General features: G+C 61.1%; 18 protein-coding genes and 1 pseudogene. 13 read left to right on the top strand and 6 right to left on the bottom strand.

Annotation, left to right across the window (positions count from 1 at the left end):
- Nucleotide 1 precedes the first annotated feature (1 nt).
- Nucleotides 2-280 carry a BrnT family toxin gene (locus C5P05_RS30240; protein WP_114973582.1) on the top strand — a complete coding sequence of 93 codons (279 nt, stop codon included), beginning with the start codon at nucleotides 2-4 and terminating at the stop codon, nucleotides 278-280.
- Nucleotides 255-536: a BrnA antitoxin family protein gene (locus tag C5P05_RS30235; RefSeq protein WP_114973581.1), complete on the top strand. Its 282-nt coding sequence runs from the start codon at nucleotides 255-257 to the stop codon at nucleotides 534-536. The genes C5P05_RS30240 and C5P05_RS30235 overlap by 26 nt, the downstream gene beginning before the upstream one ends.
- 131 nt (nucleotides 537-667) lie before the next feature.
- On the opposite strand, the gene C5P05_RS30230 is transcribed toward C5P05_RS30235, so the two are convergent.
- The gene (locus C5P05_RS30230) at nucleotides 668-2,986 is read right to left on the bottom strand and encodes a malate synthase G (RefSeq protein WP_114973580.1); all 2,319 of its coding nucleotides are present in this window, start codon (nucleotides 2,984-2,986) and stop codon (nucleotides 668-670) included.
- A 10-nt stretch (nucleotides 2,987-2,996) separates the two neighbouring features.
- Nucleotides 2,997-3,776 carry a haloacid dehalogenase type II gene (locus C5P05_RS30225; RefSeq protein ID WP_114973579.1) on the bottom strand — a complete coding sequence of 260 codons (780 nt, stop codon included), beginning with the start codon at nucleotides 3,774-3,776 and terminating at the stop codon, nucleotides 2,997-2,999.
- A 215-nt stretch (nucleotides 3,777-3,991) separates the two neighbouring features.
- Between C5P05_RS30225 and C5P05_RS30220 the strand changes: the two genes are divergently transcribed.
- On the top strand, nucleotides 3,992-4,822 hold the full coding sequence (locus C5P05_RS30220; RefSeq protein WP_114973578.1) for a M48 family metalloprotease: 831 nt from the start codon (nucleotides 3,992-3,994) through the stop codon (nucleotides 4,820-4,822).
- Here the strand turns inward: C5P05_RS30220 and C5P05_RS30215 are convergent.
- The gene (locus C5P05_RS30215; RefSeq protein ID WP_114973577.1) at nucleotides 4,819-5,781 is read right to left on the bottom strand and encodes a LysR family transcriptional regulator; all 963 of its coding nucleotides are present in this window, start codon (nucleotides 5,779-5,781) and stop codon (nucleotides 4,819-4,821) included. The genes C5P05_RS30220 and C5P05_RS30215 overlap by 4 nt on opposite strands.
- 98 nt (nucleotides 5,782-5,879) lie before the next feature.
- Here C5P05_RS30215 and C5P05_RS30210 point away from each other — a divergent pair, with 98 nt between their 5' ends.
- Genes C5P05_RS30210 through C5P05_RS30195 form a run of 4 tightly spaced genes read left to right on the top strand, consistent with a single transcriptional unit; the run spans nucleotide 5,880 to nucleotide 9,698 of the window.
- Nucleotides 5,880-6,812: a dihydrodipicolinate synthase family protein gene (locus C5P05_RS30210; RefSeq protein ID WP_114973576.1), complete on the top strand. Its 933-nt coding sequence runs from the start codon at nucleotides 5,880-5,882 to the stop codon at nucleotides 6,810-6,812.
- Nucleotides 6,813-6,845: 33 nt separating this feature from the next.
- Nucleotides 6,846-7,814 carry a Bug family tripartite tricarboxylate transporter substrate binding protein gene (locus tag C5P05_RS30205; RefSeq protein WP_114973575.1) on the top strand — a complete coding sequence of 323 codons (969 nt, stop codon included), beginning with the start codon at nucleotides 6,846-6,848 and terminating at the stop codon, nucleotides 7,812-7,814.
- Nucleotides 7,801-8,520 (top strand): SDR family NAD(P)-dependent oxidoreductase, encoded by a 720-nt coding sequence (locus C5P05_RS30200; protein ID WP_114973574.1) that lies wholly within the window; start codon nucleotides 7,801-7,803, stop codon nucleotides 8,518-8,520. Before C5P05_RS30205 ends, C5P05_RS30200 begins: the two co-directional genes overlap by 14 nt.
- 11 nt (nucleotides 8,521-8,531) lie before the next feature.
- On the top strand, nucleotides 8,532-9,698 hold the full coding sequence (locus C5P05_RS30195) for a mandelate racemase/muconate lactonizing enzyme family protein (protein WP_114973573.1): 1,167 nt from the start codon (nucleotides 8,532-8,534) through the stop codon (nucleotides 9,696-9,698).
- A gap of 290 nt (nucleotides 9,699-9,988) precedes the next feature.
- Here C5P05_RS30195 and C5P05_RS35360 read toward each other — a convergent pair whose 3' ends face one another.
- Nucleotides 9,989-10,252: an Lrp/AsnC family transcriptional regulator gene (locus C5P05_RS35360; RefSeq protein WP_420130790.1), complete on the bottom strand. Its 264-nt coding sequence runs from the start codon at nucleotides 10,250-10,252 to the stop codon at nucleotides 9,989-9,991.
- 111 nt (nucleotides 10,253-10,363) lie between these two features.
- Here C5P05_RS35360 and C5P05_RS30185 point away from each other — a divergent pair, with 111 nt between their 5' ends.
- Both C5P05_RS30185 and C5P05_RS34820 read left to right on the top strand, forming a co-directional pair.
- Nucleotides 10,364-11,662 (top strand): cystathionine gamma-synthase family protein, encoded by a 1,299-nt coding sequence (locus tag C5P05_RS30185; RefSeq protein ID WP_114973571.1) that lies wholly within the window; start codon nucleotides 10,364-10,366, stop codon nucleotides 11,660-11,662.
- Nucleotides 11,637-11,885 (top strand): annotated as a pseudogene (locus C5P05_RS34820) (hypothetical protein); the annotation flags it as partial. The gene C5P05_RS30185 and the pseudogene C5P05_RS34820, both read left to right, overlap by 26 nt.
- 149 nt (nucleotides 11,886-12,034) lie before the next feature.
- On the opposite strand, the gene C5P05_RS35080 reads toward C5P05_RS34820, so the two are convergent.
- Nucleotides 12,035-12,523: a glycine zipper 2TM domain-containing protein gene (locus tag C5P05_RS35080; protein WP_114973569.1), complete on the bottom strand. Its 489-nt coding sequence runs from the start codon at nucleotides 12,521-12,523 to the stop codon at nucleotides 12,035-12,037.
- Between the two features lie 476 nt (nucleotides 12,524-12,999).
- On the opposite strand from C5P05_RS35080, the gene C5P05_RS30170 reads away from it, so the two are divergent.
- Genes C5P05_RS30170 through C5P05_RS30155 form a run of 4 tightly spaced genes read left to right on the top strand, consistent with a single transcriptional unit; the run spans nucleotide 13,000 to nucleotide 17,163 of the window.
- Nucleotides 13,000-13,719, top strand: a complete 720-nt coding sequence (locus C5P05_RS30170) for a DUF3348 domain-containing protein (protein ID WP_114973568.1) — start codon at nucleotides 13,000-13,002, stop codon at nucleotides 13,717-13,719.
- Nucleotides 13,716-15,884: a DUF802 domain-containing protein gene (locus C5P05_RS30165; RefSeq protein WP_114973567.1), complete on the top strand. Its 2,169-nt coding sequence runs from the start codon at nucleotides 13,716-13,718 to the stop codon at nucleotides 15,882-15,884. The genes C5P05_RS30170 and C5P05_RS30165 overlap by 4 nt, the downstream gene beginning before the upstream one ends.
- Nucleotides 15,884-16,525 carry an OmpA family protein gene (locus C5P05_RS30160; RefSeq protein WP_114973566.1) on the top strand — a complete coding sequence of 214 codons (642 nt, stop codon included), beginning with the start codon at nucleotides 15,884-15,886 and terminating at the stop codon, nucleotides 16,523-16,525. Before C5P05_RS30165 ends, C5P05_RS30160 begins: the two co-directional genes overlap by 1 nt.
- On the top strand, nucleotides 16,522-17,163 hold the full coding sequence (locus C5P05_RS30155; protein ID WP_114973565.1) for a DUF2894 domain-containing protein: 642 nt from the start codon (nucleotides 16,522-16,524) through the stop codon (nucleotides 17,161-17,163). Before C5P05_RS30160 ends, C5P05_RS30155 begins: the two co-directional genes overlap by 4 nt.
- 120 nt (nucleotides 17,164-17,283) lie before the next feature.
- On the opposite strand, the gene C5P05_RS30150 is transcribed toward C5P05_RS30155, so the two are convergent.
- Nucleotides 17,284-18,261, bottom strand: coding sequence for a M14 family metallopeptidase (locus C5P05_RS30150; RefSeq protein ID WP_114973564.1), 978 nt, complete (start codon nucleotides 18,259-18,261; stop codon nucleotides 17,284-17,286).
- Between the last annotated feature and the right edge of the window lie 9 nt (nucleotides 18,262-18,270).

The raw sequence follows: 18,270 nt of genomic DNA, 5'->3' as shown, positions 1-18,270 counted from the left end.
TGTGCATATCGAGTTCGACGCCAACAAAAACGACACCAACATCCGTGACCGTAGTCTGTCGTTTAAGCGGGCAAGGGAGTTCGATTTTGATAGCGCCATCATCAAGCGGGATGTGCGCAAGGTTTACCCTGAAGTGCGTTACGTGGCGGTAGGTTTTTTAGATGCGCGGCTGCATGTGTTGTGCTTCACGCCCATTGAAGGCGGCATTCGGGTTATCAGTTTTCGCAAGGCCAACTCACGGGAGATTAAAGACTATGAGCAAACGTATCCCACTCATTGACGACAACGGCGAAGTTCGGGAATTGACGGCTGCGGATATGCGGGTGTTCAAACCCGCCAGCGAGGTCTTGCCCCTCACCTTGCAAAAGACATTGGGCATGCGTCCACGCGGGCCGCAGAAGGCGCCTACCAAGGTGTCCACGACCATCCGCCTCTCAAATGAGGTGGTGCAAGCCTTTCGTGCGACAGGCGATGGCTGGCAAACGCGCGTGGACGCCGCACTGAAGGACTGGCTCAAGACGCATTCGCCGGTGTAAGAGACCGAGCCGAGCCGATTGAGTAGAAAAAATGGCACCTTCAGGTGCCATTTTTATTACGGAAGTTCTAGATAAATAGCCTCTAGCCCCTGCCAATTCAGCGCATGAAACTACTAATTAAGTAGCAAATCTCAAGCCGCCGGTGCCGCTTCCTCAGGCGCCGCCATGGGCTCCGCAGCCGGCACCGGCACCTCCGTCACCGGCACTTCCACCACGGGTGCAACCGGCGCCAGCGCAGCCGCCTTCACCTTCAACCGCCAGGCATGCAGCAGCGGCTCGGTGTAACCGCTCGGCTGCGCCAGCCCCTTGAACACCAGATCGCACGCCGCCTTGAACGCCATGGATGTCTCGAAGTTCCCCGCCATGTTCTTGTACAGCGGGTCGCCCGCGTTCTGGCCGTCCACCACCGCCGCCATGCGCTCAAAGGTTTCCTTCACTTGCGCTTCGGTGACGACACCGTGGTGCAGCCAGTTCGCCATGTGCTGGCTGCTGATGCGCAGGGTGGCGCGGTCTTCCATCAGACCGATGTTGTGGATGTCGGGCACCTTGGAGCAGCCGACGCCCTGGTCGATCCAGCGCACCACGTAACCCAGGATGCCTTGCGCGTTGTTGTCGAGCTCTTGCTGTTTTTCAACATCCGACCAGCTCGGTGTTGCGGCCACGGGAATGGTCAGCAGGCCAACCAGCAGGTTGTCGCGCTCCTTGTTGAAGTCGATCTTTTCCAGTTCCTTCTGGATGTCGCTGACCAGCACCTGGTGGTAGTGCAGCGCATGCAGCGTGGCGCCGGTCGGGCTGGGCACCCAGGCGGTGTTGGCACCGGCCAGCGGGTGCGCAATCTTTTGCTTCAGCATGTCTTTCATCAGATCCGGCATGGCCCACATGCCCTTGCCGATCTGCGCCTTGCCGCGCAAGCCGCAGCTCAAACCGACCAGCACGTTGCTGCGTTCGTAGGCGGCAATCCAGGCGCTGGTTTTCATGTCGCCCTTGCGGATCATGGGGCCGGCCAACATGGCGCTGTGCATCTCGTCGCCGGTGCGGTCCAGGAAGCCGGTGTTGATGAAGGCGACGCGGCTGCTGGCGGCTTCGATGCAGGCTTTCAGATTCACGCTGGTGCGACGCTCTTCGTCCATGATGCCGAGCTTGACGGTGCTGTCTTCAAGTCCCAGCATCTTCTCGACGCGGGTGAACAACTCCGCCGCGAACGCGACTTCCGCCGGGCCGTGCATCTTGGGCTTGACGATGTAGACCGAGCCTTTGCGCGAGTTGCGGATGGCGTCCGTGGCGGTGCGCTTCAGGTCGTGCATGGCGATGGTCGTGGTGACCACGGCGTCCAGAATGCCTTCCGGGATTTCGCGGGTAACGCCGGCTTTGTCGGTGTACAGAATGGCCGGATTGGTCATCAGGTGGCCGACGTTGCGCACGAACATGAGTGAGCGGCCGTGCAGAACGACTTTTTTGCCCTTGCCGGAGGCGGGCGTGTAGACGCGGTCGGCGTTCAGGCCGCGGGTAAATACTTTGTCGCCCTTGCGGACTTCTTCGGTCAGCGTGCCTTGCAGGATGCCGAGCCAGTTGCTGTAGGCCAGCACCTTGTCGTCGGCATCGACCACGGCAACCGAGTCTTCCAGGTCCAGAATCGTGGAGAGGGCCGCTTCCAGCACCAGGTCGCTGACGCCAGCCGGGTCGCTGGCGCCGATGGCGGTCGCGCGGTTGATTTGCAGGTCCAGGTGCAGGCCGTTGTGCAGGAACAGCACGCTGGACGGCGCCTTTTCTTCACCCTGATAACCGACCAGCTGCGCCGGGTTGGCCAGGCTGGTATTGGAACCGTCAGCCAGCTTGACCGCCAGCTTGCCGTCCTTGATGCGGTAGCTCACCGAGTCCACATGCGAGCCCTTGCGCAGCGGCGCGGTGCGGTCCAGCACATGGCGCGCGTATTCGATGACCTTGGCGCCGCGCTTGGGGTTGTAGCCGCCTTTTTTACCGACTTTTTCGCAGCCCTTGGCGTCCGAAATCACGTCGGTGCCGTACAGCGCGTCATACAGGGAACCCCAGCGCGCGTTGGCGGCGTTCAGGGCGTAGCGGGCGTTCAGCACCGGCACCACCAGCTGCGGGCCGGCCTGGATGGCGAGTTCGGCATCGACCTTGGCGGTGCTGATGCGGACCTTTTTCGGGCTCGGCACGAGGTAGCCGATTTGCTCCAGGAAGGCGCGGTAAGCGGGCATATCCGCGATGGGGCCGGGATGGGCGGTGTGCCACGCGTCCAGCTCGGATTGCAGGCGGTCGCGTTCTTTGAGTAAGGCGATGTTTTTGGGCGCCAGATCGGCCACGATGGCGTCAACGCCTTTCCAGAACTTGGCGGGCGTCACGCCGGTGCCTGGCAGGACTTTGGAGTCGATGAACTGCAGCAGATTGGTGGCCACTTGCAGGCGGTGCTTGGGGGTGCGTTCGGTCATGGTGTGAGTTTCAGTTAGGGGTGGAGATGGGAAAAAAGTCGAGCACATCGCGCAGGCTGCTGCCGGTGCGCGTGGGCTGGGTGCCCAGTTCTTCGAAGGGCAGATGGTAACGGTTGACCCACAGCGTCTGGTAGCCGTACCAGGTGGCGGCGAGCGCGTCCCAGGCGTTGCAGCTGACGAAGGCGATCAGGCTGGCGGACAGGCCGGTGGCCTGTTCGCCCAACGCGTAGGCCTCGGGGTGGGTTTTGTACTTGCGGATTGGGTCGACGCTGATTACATGGTCCAGCAGCTCGGACAGGCCGGCGGATTTGACGGCCAGCTGCAGCATCGCCGGGTCGCCATTGCTCAGGATGCCGGTGGGGATGCCCCTGGCTTTCAGCTCACTCAGCACCTGCCGGTTTTCCGGGAAGGCGCTCAAATGGCGGTACTGGTTCATCAGGCGCTCGATCTGAGGCCCAAAATTTATATCAAATTGGCCGCTAGCCCCCGTCTGCTCTGCGGTAGCAGCTACTCTTTTAATAGCGTACACGAGCGCCGCACGGGTCAGCTCCCAAAACGGTTGGTAGTGCGCGCCATGGTTGCTGGTGGTCACCAGCCGGGTGTATTCAATCTGCTTGTCGCGCCACAACACGCTCAAGGCCTGGCCGTGGCCGGGGAATAACTGCTCGGCCACTAGGCCCACGCTGTAGACGTCAAACAAGGTGCCATAGGCGTCGAATAGCACGGCGCGCGGTGCCTCAAAGGGCGACGCTCTGGACTTTTTCAACACAGGGGCAGGGGCTTGGCTCATGACCTGATTTTATTTGACACTTCGCCGATGATTAACTTGCAATAAATCTGTTTATCTGTGACAAAAATAGAGGTAATTGGAGTTGCGGTCTTTGCAGCGCCAGCGACCGTTCACCGATTTCCGGTGTCTGATGGGATGCAGAGCGTTTTGCATTGACCGCTGCTGCTTGAAGAAAAAAATATAAACCAATAGACTGTTTCTTGCAGGAGGTTCATATGTCTCATATGTCGCAGCTGAAGTCCTCTCTCGTTGATCTCAAGCCAACATGGGGCCTTGACACAATCTTTGCCATTTTTTTGATCGTCTGCGCGACTACGTCGGCGCACTGTGCTCCGGATCCTATAAATGTCGCCGAGGCGAGCGCCGGGCTGGCTTTTTCAGAGTCCGAAGTGGGCGACCATTCCGTTGATTTAAGAAAGCGATTTTTAGCAAAAATCGAACTTAAACAGGAAGAAGGATGCCTGGCACAGTGCCGAAAGATTGCCCGTGTTTGGGAGCGGCTGCTCCCTGTTATTCAAGCCCAGCAACCCAAGGCGCTTGCCAGACCACGTCTGGAAATAGTCAACAGCAAAGACGTCGACGCGCTCTCGTTCGCGGAGGGAACAATCATCCTCTCAGAGGAATACGTTTCCCGCCTTGAACTTGACAATGAACAGATTGCGTTTGTCCTTGCCCATGAGGTGTCGCACATTCTTTTGCAACATGAAAGGCAAACCCTCACTTCGGCAATGGCGCTAATGCCTTCCCGAATCGTTCGTAGCGCCTCGGACGTTCACACTGAGATGGAGGAACAGTATTTCTCGTTGGACACTTACTTTTCGCTCATTGCGCATCAGACTGAATTTGAGGCGGACGAAGTTGGGTTTGAATTAGCCGCTTTGGCTGGATTTGATCCGCGCAAGCAGTTGGAATTCATGCAGAAACTTGCGCGAAACAGTGTGGCGCAGTCGATGATGTCAACGCATCCAGAAGCCTCGCAAAGATTGGACAGACTGCGCGATCTCTTGCCATTGGCATCTCGACTCTACGAAGGTGGAGGCCCTTAGACGTTCACATCACGGGCGGTGTGACGCACCTCGCCCCGGTCGCGCGTTTCAACCACCCGCCACAAAGCCTCTGCCGGCGCCGACAAGGGCGCGCGCGGGCGATACAGGCGGATGTCCACCGGGATATGCCAGCGCGGATTGCCCGCAGCCACCAGAGCGCCGCCAGCGAGATCGTCCTTGATCAGGCTCTGCGGCAACCAGGCGATGCCGCGCCCCTCCTTGGCCATGGTTTTGAGCAGCACCGCATGGTGGGCCGTGAACACGGTGCTGAACGGCGCTTCATCAAGCGCGGACGACATCAGCGCGCGCATGATGCGGCCGAGGCCGGAGTCCTGACTATAGGCCAGCACCGGCACGCTGGTTTGCGGGGCGTCGTCGATCCAGTGCTGTGGCTGCCCGCTGGCCAGCGGCGCCGTGACCGGCAGCAAGACGTCGTCGCTGACCCGGGCAAAGGTGAACTGCACGTCATCCAGCCGGCTGGCCACCGATGAATGGCCGTGGCACAGCAGAAACTGGATGCGCCGCTGCAGCATCAGTTCCTCGCAAGCCACCAGGTTGTCCGACATGATCTGGATCGGTCCCAGCCGCAGCTGCGCCTCGATGCCACTGAGCCAGCTGGGGAAAAAGCTCAGCGACAACACATGCGTGGCGGCAAAGCGCAAGCTCATCGCGGCCTGCTCATGGGCGGCGCGGGCCTTGAGGCGCGAGACTTCAAGCCGCTGCAACAGGTCGTCAACTGCAGGGTGAAAGCGCTTGCCGGCCTCGGTCAGCGACACCGGGTGCGCGCTGCGGTCAAACAGATCCACCCCGACCCACTCTTCCAGCGACTTGATGTGGCGGCTGAACGCCGGTTGCGCAATCGCGCGCACCTGCGCCGCACGCGAAAAATTGCCGTTCTCGGCGAGGGCCAGAAAGTCTTCCAGCCATTCAAGATCAAGCGGTCGGTTGCCGGGGCCCATAAGTGAATAGTTTTATGCGTTTCGAGTATTGGACGGGGTGGGGCGGCGTGGCCGATCATCCGGGCATCTTTTTTCCAACCCGTCAATCAGGAGACTCCATGCCCACCATCGCCAATTATCGGGGGATTATTCCCGCCATTGCCTGCCCGTTCAAGACCGACAACAGCATCAACGAGCCGGCCCTGCGCCGCCTCGCCTCCTGGCTGGCCGGCCACAAAGGGGTGGTCGCCGTCATGACCAACGGCCACACCGGCGAAGTGTTCTCGCTCACGCCGACCGAGCGGGCCCGGGTCACGCGCATCGTGGCCGACGAACTCAAAGGCCGCCTACCGGTGATTTCCTCCATCGTCTGCGAAGGCCTGACCGAAGCCGCCGAGCATGCGCGCCTCGCCGTGGAAGCCGGCGCCTCGGCGCTGGACGTGATGCCGCCGCACCACTGGCTGCGTTTTGGTTTCCATCCGGATCACGCCTTGCAGTATTTCGACGCCATCTGGCAAGCGTCTAACCTGGACCTGGTGTGCCACGTCTACCCAGCCCGCACCCAGGCCTCGTATTCGTCCGAACTGCTGGCCGATCTGGCGCGTCTGCCTTATGTGCAGGCCTTCAAGGTGGGCCAGCGCGAGATGAGCAAATATGCGCGCGACATCAAGGCCATCCGCGATGCCGACCCGAGCAAGGCGATCCTGACCTGCCACGACGAATACCTGCTGGCCTCCATGGTGCAGGGCGTGGACGGCGCGCTGGTCGGTTTTGCCAGTGCCATCCCGCAACTGATCATCGATTTGTTTGACGCCGTGAAAGCCGGCGACCTGCACCAGGCCATGAAGATCCAGGGCCTCATCACCCCGATCAAGGAAGCGGTCTACGGCGCGGGCGAACCCACCGGCGAAGCCCACGCCCGCATGAAAGCCGCCATGAAGTTCGCCGGCGTGCTGGAAAGCGCCCATGTGCGCCCGCCCACGCATGCGCCCTCGGCGGCCGAGAACGAGCTGATCCGCCAAGCCGTCGCCAACGCTGGCCTGCTCAAGTAATCGCTTAAAAAATCATCCGAGGAGACAGACACCATGAATCGCAAAAACTTCGTCCGCACCCTGTTGGCCACGGCCTTGCTGGGCGCCAGCGCCGTGGCCATGGCGCAAGCCTGGCCGAACCGGCCCGTCAAAATGATCATTCCGTTTCCGCCCGGTGGCACGTTGGACGCCGTGGGCCGCATGCTGGCGCAGAAGCTGAGCGAGCAGACCGGCCAGACTTTCATCATTGACAACAAGCCAGGCGCCCAGGGCATGATTGGCGGCGACGCCGTGGCCAAGGCCCCGGCCGATGGCTACACCCTGCTGTTCAACGCCTCCACCTTCACCACGGCGCCGATGACGGTCAAGACCGCGCCCTATGACGTGACGCGCGACTTTGTGCCGGTGGCGCTGGTGGCCAAGGCGCCGCTGTCGGTGGCGGTCAACAAGGACCTGCCGGTGAAGGACCTCAAGGGCCTGATCGCCTATGGCAAGGCCAATCCCGGCAAGCTGGCGTTTGCCATCGGCTCGACCGGCTCGGCCGGGCACCTGTCGACCGAGTTGCTGCGCCGCTCCGGCAACCTGGACCTGCTCATCGTGCCCTACAAAGGCACGGCGCCGGCGTTTCAGGACCTGATCGGCGGCCAGATCAGCGGCTTTGTCGACCCGATTCTGGGCTCGTACAACTTCTACAAGAGCGGCATGCTCAAGGTCATCGCCGTGACCTCGGCGGCGCGTGTTTCCACTTTGCCCGAGGTGCCCACGGTTGGTGAAACCATCCCCGGCTACGAGTTCTACAGCTGGTACGGCGTCTGGGGCCCGGCCAAGCTGCCGCTGGACATTGCGCATCGCCTGAACGCCGAGGTCAACAAGGCCTTGAACGGCGAGATGCGCGACAAGCTGATCCAACAGGGCCTGCTGGTGGCCGGTGGCACCATGGACGAGTTCGCGCGCTTCCAGAAGGACGACATGGCCCGTTCCGCCAAGATCATTGCCGAAGGGGGCATTCGTGCCGCCGAATAACAGCGCCAACAGCCCCGCCCGAGCGCACGCGCTGGTCACCGGCAGCAGCTCGGGCATTGGCCTGGCCATAGCGCGGCACCTGCTGGAACAGGGCTGGCAGGTGAGCGGCTGGGACCTGTCGGCCCCGGTGCTGGAGGACGCCCACTTCACGCCCGTGGCGGTGGACCTGATGGACGGCCACGCCATTACCCGCGCGCTGCAGACCCAGCCGCCGGTGACGGCGCTGGTGCATGCGGCGGGCTGGATGCGCACCGCGCCGCTGGCCTCGCTCGATCTGCAGGCCGGTGAAGCCATGTGGCGCCTGCATGTGCAGTCGGCCACCCAGCTGGCGCAAACACTGGTGCCCGCCATGGCGGAGCGTGGCCAGGGCCGCGTGGTGCTGATCGGCAGCCGCGTGGCGCAAGGCATGGCCGGGCGCAGCCAGTATGCGGCGGTGAAAGCGGCGTTGATTGCGATGGCGCGCAGCTGGGCCGGCGAGGTCGCCGCGCAAGGCGTGACCGTCAACGTGGTCTCGCCCGCCGCCACCCAGACAGCCATGTTGAGCGACCCGGCGCGCGCCGGCAGCGCGCCCCAGTTGCCGCCGATTGGCCGCTACATCGACCCGGCCGAAGTCGCGGCCCTGGTGGCGTTTTTGCTCTCGCCCCAGGCGGCGGCCATCACCGGGCAAGACCTTCAAATTTGTGGCGGCGCCTCGCTGCCGCGCTAAGGAAAACCTTCATGAAAATTGTTGACATCATTGAATCGACCCGACCGATCAAGTCGGACATCCGCAACGCCTACATCGACTTCTCGAAGATGACGCTCAGCCTGGTCGCCGTCGTCACCGACGTGATCCGCGACGGCAAGCCGGTGATTGGCTACGGCTTCAATTCCAACGGCCGCTACGGCCAGGGCAGCCTGATCCGCGAACGCTTTCGCCCGCGCGTGCTGGAGGCGGCACCGGCTACTCTGCTGAGCGACAGCGGCGACAACATCGACCCGCACAAGGTCTGGGCCTGCATGATGTCCAACGAAAAACCCGGCGGCCATGGCGAGCGCTCGGTGGCCGTGGGCACCATCGACATGGCGGTGTGGGATGCCGTGGCGAAAATCGAACAAAAACCGCTCTATGAATTGCTGGCCCAGCGCTACGGCAACGGCACGGCGAACCCGCGCGTCTTCGTTTACGCCGCCGGCGGTTACTACCACCCCGGCAAGGGGCTGGACGGCCTGCGCCGCGAGATGACGAGTTACCTGGAGCGCGGCTACTCGGTCGTCAAGATGAAGATCGGCGGCGCCTCGATCGCGGATGACATGGAGCGCATCGAGTCCGTGCTCCAGCTGCTGCAGCCGGGGCAACAACTGGCAGTGGACGCCAATGGCCGTTTCGATCTGCAGACCGCCATTGATTACGGCAAGGCGCTGTCCGCTTACCCGCTGTTCTGGTACGAGGAAGCGGGCGACCCGCTCGACTACGAACTGCAGGCCCGCTTGGGCGAGGTCTACCAGGGCAGTCTGGCCACCGGCGAAAACCTGTTCTCCATGCAGGATGCGCGCAACCTGATTCGCCACGGCGGCATGCGCCCGGACCGGGACTGGCTGCAGTTCGACTGCGCCCTGAGCTACGGCCTGGTCGAATACCTGCGCACGCTGGACATGCTGAAAGACTACGGCTGGTCGCCCAGCCGCTGCATCCCGCACGGCGGCCATCAGATGTCGCTGGCGATCGCGGCCGGCCTGGGGCTGGGCGGCAACGAGTCCTACCCTGATTTGTTCCAGCCCTACGGCGGCTTCCCCGATGGCGTGAAGGTGGAAAACGGCTACGTGACCTTGCCGGCCCTGCCGGGTATTGGTTTTGAAGGCAAGGCGGATTTGTATGCCGAGATGGCGCGGCTTACGAATTGACGGGTGGGGGCGGGATTGCCCCGCTCGGCGGCCCGGTGATACGGACCGATGCCGCGAAGATGACGACAGTCCCCGGCGTCTATGCCGTTGGCGGGGGTGTCGCTGCACCAGGCTTTGGTCTTCGGGGGCTGATCGTTCTCACGGGCGGATCAGGGGGCGCTGCGTCAGTACCTTGAGTTTCTGAATGACACATGCGGGAACTGGCGAACAGCAGCTTTCTTTTTTGCCCAATTCACTTCTGATCAGCGGCCGTTCATGACAGGCGACTGGGTGCCCTTGGACGAAACCGCTCACGCGGTACCCTGCGACGTAGCGTTGGTGCCATGACTACGGGGATGGTCCTGATGTGATCCTCGGACTGCTCGATCACGCCCTTGCTCTGCGAGTCGCAGCCTGATGTTGACGTGCAGGCCTGTTCGTTCTGTATCCAGCAAGGCGACGTAAGACTTGATATAGCCCGCTTCTCCAAGCCGCTTGACTCGCGCCAGGCAGGGTGATTGCGACAAGGCCACACGTTCGGCAAGAACCGCTGCTGCGGCGATGCGACGAGCCACAGTTCGACACGAAATGCCGCTCCACCTGCTCTAATAGAGTGCATCTCTGTAACCGTGACCGATGCGTCGCATACCTTTGTGCCGAGCGTCCGTTCTAAATCGAAAGCTGCCATGAAAGACATTTACTCCCGCGAAATCGACGGACACACGCTGAGCGCACAGACGCTCATGATGGGATATGGATACGATCCGCACCGGTCCGAGGGGGCTGTCAAGCCGCCGGTCTTCCTGACCTCGACCTTCGTGTTCCCGAGCGCCGAGGCCGGGGCACACTTTTTTGATCAAACCGCCGGTCGGGTGCCGCTGGACCAGGGCCAGGACTCTGCCGGCCTGGTGTACAGCCGCTTTAACCACCCCAACATGGAGATCTTCGAACGCCGATTCGCGCTCTATGACGGTGGCGCCGCGGCGGCCGCGTTCTCCAGCGGCATGGCGGCGATCTCGGCATCCTTCTTCGCTCTGTGTCGTCCAGGCGACGTGGTGGTCCACAGCATGCCGCTGTATGGCGGTACCGAAACGCTGATGCGCAAGCTCATGACCCAGTGGGGCGTGATCCTGCTGGAGCTGCCGGCCGAGGCCTCCGCCGAGCGTGTATTGGCCACGCTGGAGGAGGGCGCAAAGCTCGGCCATGTCGCGATGGTGTACGTGGAGGCACCGAGCAACCCAACCAACGACCTGATCGACTTTGAAGTCATCAATCAGGCGGTCAATCTGCATGCGTCGAAGGCACTGCGGCGGCCCCTGATCGTCTGCGACAACACGATGATGGGGCCCGTGTTCTGCCAGCCCTCCCTGCACGGGGCCGACCTGTGCGTCTATTCGTTGACCAAGTACGTGGGCGGGCACAGCGACCTCGTGGCCGGCGCTGTGGCCGGAACGAAATCCATCGTCGACCAGGTACGTTCGGTGCGCAGCGCCACGGGCTCGCAGCCTGACCCGCACACTTGTTGGATGCTGTCGAGGTCCCTCGAGACCCTCGAACTGCGCATGCGCTACTCCGCGAGTTCTGCGACCACAGTGGCGGCCTGGCTCAGCAGCAACGAGTTCGCGGAGGTGAAGGTCCTGCACCCGGACCACATCGACTCGGTGGCGTACCAGAAGATCTTCAAGACCTACTTCTCTGCTGCCGGCTCCACGTTCTCGTTCGTCGTGCCAGGCGGGCGCGAGGCGGCGTTCAAGCTGATCGACAATCTCCAGCTGATGAAGTCGGCGGTCAGTCTGGGTGGGACCGAGACCCTGGTCTGCCACCCGGCATCGACCACGCACTCCGGCGTCTCCGTAGAGATGCGCCAACGATTCGGCGTCGATGACGGCCTGATCCGCATATCGATTGGCCTGGAAAAGCCGGAGGATCTGATTGCCGATCTCAGGCACGCGATGAACAAGGCGTTTCCGCGGACGGCACCATGAGCGGCGCGTGAGTGCCACGCAACTCCGGAATCCCGACTTCTGCGGCCATGGGGAGCGTGTCACGCGCTCAGAGGAGTTCCCGCCGGCACTGTCGCGCGCCCGATCGGGCGGAAAACCGGGAATACTTCATTGTCTGCTGGACCCGGCTGTAGAGGTTTCCGAACTGGTCGCTACATGGTGGTCACAGATCGGGACGCCGTGTGCGTCAGCAATGTGGCGATGATTTCAATAACCGCAGCGCCCGCACCCGAGCAACACCGGACATCGCGTGCTGCGCAGCCGACACCCAGACCATGCAGAGGTTAATGCTGGCCGCCACATATTTTCGGCCGGCCGGTCCGACTAGACGGCCTCACTACTGTATCCAAAGCTTTATGGGTTTCGCTTGGCAATTTCATTGCCAAGATATCCACCACCCACAGCCCCGGCGACGGTTGCCAGGGTCTTGCCCTTGCCGCCACCTACTTGATTGCCCAGCAATCCTCCGACCACCGCGCCTATGCCGATGCCAATGGGGCTATTTTGTGCAACAGGAGCTGGTTGCTGGTACACAGGTGCCTGGGAATACTGTCGGCTGGACTGCGCCTGTGCGTGCTGGACCGGATGGTGATGCACGACAGTTTTGCGCATTGCGCGTTCATCGCGGACTGCCGGAGCAACTGCGACTTGATGAACAGGTGCAGATATCGGTGCGACGGCGGGAGCCTGTGCGGTAATCGGCACAATTTGCGCCGCGGTGGCATGCGAATTCGGTAAGACGCCTGTGACGGCTGCGATGCCCAGTAGGCTTACGAGCATTACGGACACGGCTGCGCCCGCCATCAAGGGGTGGATGCGGTTCGAGGGTTGATTCATTTCCATTTGATACTCCGGTTGATAAGCCTGATTGACGGCCTGTGTGTTTACAACGCGCGACTCAACGGGAAAAGTGACGCAGAAGGCATTTCAGATGTAACGGAGTTCAACAAGCACCAAGCCTCGAGGTCTCGCCTACGCGCATTAAATTTCTATTCGCGGGCTACTTCGGGTGCGCCATACCCGCCTATCGTCGCCGGCGCCTGGATGCCCAAGCCGGTCACAAACGGAGAGTCGAGAAGCTGCCATTTGGAGCAAGGTTCAATTCAGCACACCATGAGCGCAAACAGAGTCACGAAGTTCAACCGGGTAAAATCACTTGCATCATGCAAGTCCGCAGATGCGACGCTTGATTTCGATTTACCCAACAACCCCCCAAACCATCCCCGCTCCGATGGCTATCGGACGCATGCCATGCGGTAGCAGCCAAAGGCAGATATTTGGCCCAAGCCCTAGTTTATTAAATTGGATTTTTCTTGCATATGACGCGAGCACTGACGCGTACAAACTTCCATAGCTCGAAACTCATCCGAGTTCTCTCCGACTTGGCCGTGGTGGATGCGGTCGAGCCGGGGACGGCCTTCGCAGAAAAGCTGGGGCTGTGGTTAAACCTGCATGACGCCATCAATCTGTGTGCTGCTCTCAACGAAAGCAGCGCAGATCAGTCATCTGCAAAATTTGGGTTGAAATCAGAAACAAGTGCTGCCATCGGTGACGAATTCGCCCGGGTACGGACTAACTTGGTGAATTCAATCACCCAGAGTTGTCCGCCCAACCTGGGCGCCGACTATGAGCCCTATCGTCGCTACTATGCTGCGCAGCAACGCGCCATGGATTCGAGCGTTCGCCCACTGCGCTCCAGCGTGCGGGCGGTGCTTGCCAAGGCGTCACCTGCGCTCAAGACGCTAGCAGATTTGGATGCGACTTTCGACGCGATAGTCTGTGAGCGCGAGAGCAAATTGCTCGCCACGGTACCTTTGCTTTTAAAGAGGCGCTTTGAGCAATTGCGCCAGGCACATCAGCAGATGCTGGTCGATACGCAACAAACAGACGACCCGGCCTTGTGGATGACAGCGGGCGCCTGGCTGGCGCGCTTCTGCCATGAATTGCAAACGGCGCTGCTCGCGGAATTGGACCTTCGCCTGCAACCGACGGTTGGGCTGATGGAAGCTATCAACAATGAAATGACACAACATAAATGAATAGAAATTTGTTCACGATCGCTTTTTTGTTGGGCGCGGCGGCGGTCGTTTGGGTCGGGGCCGGATTCATGGGCGCCCATGTTCTGGCACTGACGATGACGATGATCATTGGCGCGGTCTATGGGTTTGGCGCGCTCGAACTGCGTCAGTTTCGGCAGGCCAGCGCGACCTTGACCACGTCGTTGGCGGCGATTCCTGACCCGCTCACGAATCTCGGTGACTGGCTCGACGGCGTGCATCCGTCGCTGCAGAACGCCGTGCGTTTGCGCATAGAAGGTGAACGCATCGGCCTGCCCGGCCCGGCGCTCACGCCTTACCTGGTGGGGCTGCTGGTGATGCTGGGCATGTTGGGTACGTTTCTGGGGATGGTCGTCACCCTCAATGGGGCCGCATTTTCACTGGAAGGCACGACCGATCTTCAGGCGATCCGCACGGCGCTTGCCGCACCGATCAAGGGCTTGGGGCTGGCGTTTGGCACCTCCGTGGCCGGCGTTGCCACCTCCGCCATGCTGGGCCTGATGTCGGCACTCAGCCGACGCGAAAGAATGCAGGCAGCGCAACTGCTGGACACAAAAATTGCGACAGTGTTGCGCGGTTTTTCACTCACGCATCAGCGCCAGGAAGCCTACAAGGCGCTGCAGTTTCAAGCCCAAGCCTTGCCGGAAGTTGTCGACAAACTGCAGGCGATGATGGCGCAGATGGAACGCATGAGCCAGCAGTTGAACGAACGCTTGCTGACCAATCAGGAAAGCTTTCACGGCGAGGTCAAAGGCATTTACAGCGATCTGGCTTCTTCCGTGGACAAGTCTCTCAGAGACAGCCTGACGCAAAGCGCACAGGTTGCCGGCGAGAGTCTCAAACCCGTGGTCGAAGCCGCCATGACGGGGATTGCCAAAGAAGCGAGGTTACTGCACGAACGCGTGATCGATACGGCGCAGCTGCAACTCGATGGGCTTTCTGAACGGTTTAGCGCTACCGCCTCCACTGTCGCGAATACATGGACGGCGGCGCTCGCCGATCACGAACGGACCAGCGAAAACATGGTCACTGGTGTGGGCCAATCACTGGCGGCATTTAACGACACATTCGAGCAACGATCCACCTCGCTTCTGATTGCGACTAACGAGGCGCACGCCACCTTGCAGGCCGATCAGGCATCGAGCGACAGGCAGCGGCTGGACGCATGGATGAGTTCGCTGGAAAGCATGGCCGCAGGGCTCCATCGTGAGTGGCAAGAAACAGGCGCACAAACGCTCAGCCAGCAACAAGCCATCTGCCACACCTTGACCCAAACCGCGCAAGCGATCACGGAACAGGCGCGGAGTAGCGCCAGCCATACGCTGGGCGAGATCACGCGCTTGACGACGTGCTCCGAGGAATTGCTTCGGTCTCGCATCGCGTCCGAAGCGAACTGGATAGAACAGCACAGCGCGCGCATGGATCAAGTGACGAGCCTGTTGCGTACCGAACTCGGTGCGCTCAGAAATGAAGAAGTGCAGCGTGGCCACGCCGCGGTTGAACGGCTGGGTGAATTGCAGGCCGCGCTGACCAGCCATTTGACAACGCTGGGTGTCGCGCTGGAAGACCCGATCACGCGGCTCATCGAAACTGCCTCGGAGGCGCCACGCGCCGCTGCCGAGGTCATTGGCCAATTGCGTCAGGAAATGTCCAGCAGCATCGTGCGCGACAACGAACTCCTGGACGAGCGCAGTCGCATCATGGAAACACTGAACTCGCTGCTCGACGGCATCAATCACGCGTCCGCTGAACAGCGGGCCGTGATCGATTCCTTGGTGACGACATCGGCGGAGGCGCTGAACCAGGCCGGAGGCCAGTTCGCCGAGAAGGTGGACCTGGAGGCCGCCAAGCTCTCCGACATTGCGGCGCACGTCACCAGCAGTGCGGTCGAAGTATCGAGCTTGAGCGAGTCCTTTGCTTTTGCGGTGAACTCGTTCAACGAGGCCAACGAGAAGCTGATTGGAAACTTGCAACGCATTGAAGCCGCGATGGATAAATCCATGGCGAGAAGTGACGACCAGCTCGCCTACTACGTCGGTCAGGCGCGTGAAATCATTGATCTGAGCATCATGTCGCAAAAGGAAATCTTTGAAGAATTGCGCCAGCTCCCGGGCAAGCAGGCCTTGTCTGCCGAAGAGGTGAGCTGATGATTGAGAGTGACGCCGGGGTTGAGGACACCGCGCCGGTCTGGGCCGTTTTTGGCGACCTGATGGCGGGTTTGCTGGGGGCTTTTGTGTTGATCCTGGTGGCCGTGCTGGGCATCCAACTGGAGATGGCGAGCAGCCTGGAGGCCGAGATACAAAAACGCCAAGTCGAAGAGCAGCGGCGCATCACGCTTGAAAAAGCTTTGGCGATTCCGCTGGCCACGGGGCGGATCACCTTGAACAACGGGCGCATTGGCATCAGTGGCCGCGTCCTGTTCTCGTTGAATTCGGACCAGTTGCAGCCCGACGGTCGGCAACTGTTGAACAGCCTGGTCCCCCCGCTGCGCGCCTATCTGGCGGCGCGTGAGGAACTGTTGATGGTGAGCGGCTTTACCGACGATCGGTCGATACGCGGTAGCAACAGCCGGTTCGCTGACAACTGGGAGTTGTCGGCACAACGGGCGTTGACGGTCACGCGGACCTTGATCGACGAAGGCATGCCCGCGTCCATGGTGTTCGCGGCGGCCTTTGGTGCTGAGCAGCCGGTCACCCCCAATATTGACGATGCGGCGCGCTCGCAAAACCGGCGCGTGGAAATGGCGCCTGTGCCTAAAACCGCCAATGCGAAAACTGCCGCGCCGTGAATGAAACCGTTGATTTCAGCGGGGACATCGCGTCCTTGCGCCAACTGGGCGCGGATCAGTTTGATCCCGTGCGCCTGCACTACCTGCAAGTGCTGGCGACTCGCGCAAGCGCGCATCAAGGCCCTGTCAAACGCATACTTGACGCCAAACTGGCGAAGGCCTTGGTGACTTTCAGAGAGCGGTTCGAGCAAGCCCAACGCGATACCAAGGACACCGTCGCCCCATCGAAAGAAAGCGACCCTCGCGCGTCCCTGGGTGAGCTTGTCCGCTACATGGCGCAACATTCGCCGGACCATGTAGAGGGTGGTTTTGATGGCGATGTCGGCTTGCGCCGCGAGCTGAAAACCACACGCTACTTCAGAAACACCTGGTCGAAACTCAGCGTTGACAAGCAAGTAACGCAAGCCATCAAGCAAGCGCCCAAGAATGCCGGGCCGATCAATTCGCACATGCTGGTGCTGCGCTCACTGGCCTTGATGCGCGAGATCTCGCCTGACTATCTGAACCGGTTTACGTCCTATGTCGATGCCTTGTTATGCCTCGATCAATGTGACAAAGAAAAACAAGTCACCGCCAAAAAAGCCGCTGACGCTGCAAGCAGCAAGAAACTGAAAACTCCCCGCGTTCGATCCCGGTAGGGCTTTGCACCCACCAATGCGCTGCCTGGTCCATGCAGTATCAGAAGCAGAGGTAGTTGCGCCGCCTGAACATGCTCAAGCGCGAAATCGTCTTCATCGACGAGCCGGGCCTGAGAAAGCTCAGTAGTCCAGCAATTGCCCAAGCCGCACCACAGTCACGCCGGGGCGCAATTGTCGCAGCGACGGCATCACGAGCACGCAGTTCGGGTACGGGGTCCTGACGGCTTCGCCGTCACGCCAGGCAATGACGGTGCCTTCTTCCGCAAAGGTTTCCAGGCCGGTGAAGTTGCGAACGAAATGGAAGTCCATGCTGTTAGACACCACCGCTTCCGTCACGCGCACCACACGCGACTTGAGGGGAAGGCGCCGGAACCAGCCGTGGGGCAGATCTTCGGTCCTGACGATGCCGTGCATCATCAGGAAACGGGCAGTGACGTCCCGCGCGATGCCTGCCACCGAGGCCTCCCAATGCTGGCCACATTCAACCAGCAAGGCATTCTTCGGGCTGTCCGGGGCGCCGAAGTCGGCATAGTCGCGCAGTCGGCGGCCTTCTGGATGACCTTCATCGGCAATGATGTAGGAGGGTGTCTTGAGTTCGCGGGCAAGCGCAATGCCTTTGGACAGCGGGCCGGAAACCGCCAGCGGGGCGCTCCGTTCGTGCATTGAATGCAGGTCGAGCAGGAAGTCGACGGTGTCGACTACCGGACGCATCTGGCGTGCGCGGCGCAGCTCCGAGGAATCGCGGGACAGGTCGTCCAGAATTCCGGCGGTCCAGACGCGGTTGAGGTCCTGGTCGACGAAACGCGAAGCGTCTGGGTTGGCAGGGTTGAAACTGTTGTACGCGTCGACGTTGGCGAAGGCAAGCGTCAGCTTGCCCTGGCGCGGCCGGATGCCCAGATCAAGCAACTCCTTGACCGCGATCGCGCCGCACACCTCATTTCCATGCGTGAGGGCATTGATCATCACATGCGGGCCCGGAACACCGCTGTCGAAGGAGTACACGTAAGGAATGCCGGCATTGCCCTCGGCATAAGGGCGAATATCCGGAAATTCGATCTCGATCGGATAAGTATCGAGAGTTTCTTTTATCGTATGCATTGCAGCAGT

The sequence above is a fragment of the Rhodoferax ferrireducens genome, assembly GCF_003347515.1.
Classification (GTDB): domain Bacteria; phylum Pseudomonadota; class Gammaproteobacteria; order Burkholderiales; family Burkholderiaceae_C; genus Rhodoferax.
Note: the sequence above shows the minus strand (reverse complement) of the source record. Positions and strands in the feature narration are given on the sequence as shown.